Source organism: Salipaludibacillus daqingensis, assembly GCF_029891575.1.
Lineage (GTDB): Bacteria > Bacillota > Bacilli > Bacillales > Salisediminibacteriaceae > Salipaludibacillus > Salipaludibacillus daqingensis.
Window position 1 is genome coordinate 1 of the sequence record NZ_JARZHF010000020.1, and the last position, 1,989, is coordinate 1,989.

Here is a 1,989-nt window from a genome sequence, read left to right on the forward strand (position 1 = left end):
TGGTTAAACTGGACCCTATAAAACAGACACGGATAAAAAACTACTTATCCGTAAGTTTTATAGGGTTCTTTGTCGTATACTTATTTTATAATGATTATAATCGGGAGTTGATAATATGGGGGGGCATTATTTTTCGGATAAACAGATAGAAGAACTAAAAAGGAATCCTTATGTGGATAAGGTCTCTAACAAAGCTATTACCTATTCTGAAGCTTATAAGCATCATTTCATACATGAATTAGGTCAAGGGAAGTTTGCTACACAAATATTTAGAGAAGCAGGTTTTGATACACAAGTATTAGGGAAGGACAGAATCAAGAGTTTTTCTCGCAGAATACGAATAATGGCGGATAGAATAGATGGTTTTACGGATTTACGCACCAAATATTATGGACGCCCCCAAACGAAAGAGCGTACCCCCGATGAAGAAATCGCCTATCTCAAACATCAAGTCAGATTACAAAAACAACAAATTGAAGCTTTAAAAAAAATGAATTTTATCCATCGCAAAGCAACCAAAGCTTTGCCCAAGAAAAATACCAACTCATCCAAACATTAACAGAAAGAGACCATAACCTCTTAAATATCAGATGGTTATGTGACATTGCTCAGGTTTCTCGTTCAGGCTATTATGCATGGATCGAACAGGAAGAGAAGCGTCAGGAGCGCGAGAAACAAGATCGCAAAGATTTTGAATTGATTCTAGAAGTCTATCAATATCGCGGTTATGCCAAGGGATCAAGAAGCATTTATATGCGCTTGCTTCAAACAAGAATCGTCATGAACCGCAAGAAGATTCAACGACTGATGAATAAATATCACCTGGTATGTCCGATTAGAAAACCAAATCCTTACAAACGAATGGCAAAAGCCAGGCAAGAACATGCAACGAAGCCTAATCATTTAAATCGCCATTTTAAAGCTTATGGTCCCAAAACGGTCCTGCTTACGGATATTACCTATCTCTACTTTGGACGAGGTCAGAAAGCTTATTTATCTACAATCAAAGATGCGCTTACCAATCAAATTCTTTCTTATGTGCTTAGTGAATCGTTAGAAGTAGATTTTGTTTTGGAAATGATTGAACAATTAATTGAACATCATGCGATTCCTAAAAAACAGAAAACCCTGATCCATTCCGATCAGGGCGTACACTATACCAGTATGAAATTTCAAACGCTACTGAATGATAAAGAATTACGGCAATCCATGTCACGTCGAGGGAATTGTTGGGACAATGCACCGCAAGAATCTTTCTTTGGCCACATGAAAGATGAATTAGGGAATCTTGGCTACATCCTTACTTTTTCGGATCTTTCTATCAAAATTGATGACTATATGGATTACTACAACAACGAACGGTATCAATGGGATCTCGCAAAGTTATCCCCCAATCAATATGCGGCATTTCTTAAAACGGGAGTGTATCCTCTGGCTCATCTTGTGAAGACGCCAGACATTCCCGTTGTTGTTCCTCTACAAGACTAATTTTTTGTTGGAATCGTGTCTCGTATGTTTCTTGTAGTTCGTTCCATTTCCCTGGTAGAAAGACCTCCCCCTCGCAAAAATCAGGGTCTAATCGAGCTTTAAGGTATAGATCATATTCTAATTCGATGGGTGGATACTTTAATATCCATTTTAATTAATCGATAAGGTATGATTCGGATTGCATTTGATTGGTGATTTTTTGATAGGATAGAAAGTATTTACATTATTCCTTTTCTGTGAGAGATTCAAAATATCTTACCATCCAATTGGGATAGATTCGTAACGCATGTTCATCTTGAAAAACAGAAAACTCTAATGCTTCCAAACTTGATAAATAATGTCTCTTCATATTTTTAGTGGATGACAAAAGGACACGCTCTTAGTTTTGAGCGTGTCCTTTTGGACTTGTCACCGCTCCTCCTATGAAGCAAGCATAAGAGGAACAAGTAAAAAAAGTTAGTCGTTTTTTTCAAAGTGTCCTTGACATGGGGTCCACTTTAG

The 1,989-nt window shown here is 37.4% G+C and carries 2 protein-coding genes; both read left to right on the forward strand.

What is annotated here, in order from left to right:
* Window positions 1-115 precede the first annotated feature (115 nt).
* Window positions 116-559 carry an HTH domain-containing protein gene (locus QDN89_RS21850; protein ID WP_280772312.1) on the forward strand — a complete coding sequence of 148 codons (444 nt, stop codon included), beginning with the start codon at window positions 116-118 and terminating at the stop codon, window positions 557-559.
* Window positions 560-585: 26 nt separating this feature from the next.
* Entirely contained in the window at window positions 586-1,488 is a 903-nt protein-coding gene (locus QDN89_RS21855; RefSeq protein WP_280772313.1) for an IS3 family transposase, read from the forward strand.
* Window positions 1,489-1,989 lie beyond the last annotated feature (501 nt).

Excerpts from the sequence above, each read along its gene's own strand:
- QDN89_RS21850 (WP_280772312.1), top strand. The coding sequence starts at position 116 with ATGGGGGGGCATTATTTTTCGGATAAACAGATAGAAGAACTAAAAAGG.